This is a genomic window from Tenacibaculum halocynthiae, assembly GCF_964512825.1.
Lineage (GTDB): Bacteria > Bacteroidota > Bacteroidia > Flavobacteriales > Flavobacteriaceae > Polaribacter > Polaribacter halocynthiae.
Window position 1 is genome coordinate 1 of sequence record NZ_CAZELG010000004.1, and the last position, 1,358, is coordinate 1,358.

1 protein-coding gene is annotated in these 1,358 nt (G+C 28.1%); it reads right to left on the minus strand.

The genetic code is table 11. The annotated features are described in order from the left end of the window. Window positions 1-77: 77 nt before the first annotated feature. A complete protein-coding gene (locus tag ACKTTQ_RS00545) occupies window positions 78-1,142 on the minus strand; it encodes an SMI1/KNR4 family protein (protein ID WP_408048141.1) in 1,065 nt (354 codons plus the stop codon). Between the last annotated feature and the right edge of the window lie 216 nt (window positions 1,143-1,358).

The following is a 1,358-nucleotide window of genomic DNA, read 5'->3' on the forward strand; positions in this document are numbered from 1 at the left end:
TTGCAAAATCAGGATTAATATACGATGAGACTTACAGAAATACTTTGGTTAAAAATTAAACAAAAATTAGTTGTTTTTTACCACAGTTCTTTGTTGGCGGTAGTTTTTATATCTGTATCCGTCACAAATTCTATGTACTCTAATAATTCTGAATTTTCTGACTCTCTGATTCTATTAATTTCATTTAGCCACTCATTAGATTTATCTTTGTTATACAAATGGATATTTCTCAAAAAAGCCATTGGGTAATCTTTTGATAATTTTGCTATTTCTTCCTTTGATTTTTCATAGTCATACTTGGTTAGAAAGTTTAACAGACAAATTTTCTGATCAATATGTTTAATATTTTTATACTTTTCTTTAAGTTTATTTATAGAATTTTTGGATAATGTTTTGAAGCTTCTTAGTGTGCCTAATCTCTTAAATTTCCAATAATCATCATCAATATCTGAAATAAATTCATTAACAATATATTCTTCTGTAAGTTCACCTATATTGACATCCATACGCATAATACTTTTTCCTGAAATAATATCATCTAACCAGTTTTCATACCAATCCAAAAAGTTAATTTCTTCTGAAAAATGAGGGCAATATTCTATTTCATCATATGTATGAACAACTCTTTCTTTATTTTTTCCATTTAAAATAATTCCTAAATAACCTGAGCATCCAGAGAAGCCTATATTTAATATTCCAGAATATGCTTTTGCCACTTCTTTATCATAGTCTTCGTCTGAAATATTATCATCCATTTCATCATAGATTTTATCCCATTCTTCCTGTGTTGTACTTTCGTTAAAAAAGGGTTCTTTTTCTAGATATTTTAAAGAAGGCTCTACAATAAAATGATGAAGATGTCCTAATTTAAATATTCCATAATCAGGTCCTGCTCCTGAATTACCTACAACAGAATTTTTATATTCTATTCCACCATTTCCAATTTTGGATAAAAACGTTTTGTAAGTATCAGGAAGAGTGATTTTATATGTTTTTTCGAAGTCATTTATTTCTTGTACATCCAAAGGAGAATTCAAGGTGTACTTATGTGAAGAAGCTCCAAACACTTCAAAAAAAGAGTCTGTGTTTTTAGCTAACCTTAGCTTAACTTTTATTCTTTCTATTTGATTCAATTTGTCCATTTTCAAATTACCGCCAACGTATTTGTGTATGATTAGTTGCGCAATTTTAGCGTGAAAATAATAAAAATACTTGAAATTAATTGTCTGCGAGATTTTTCCGAAGGAATAAATCCGTAAGCAATTAATTATACATTTCTTAAGTTTACAAAGTAGTAAATTTAAGTACTAAACCAGAAAGCACAAAAGAGAGGATTAAGGTTATTATACATGCAGAGA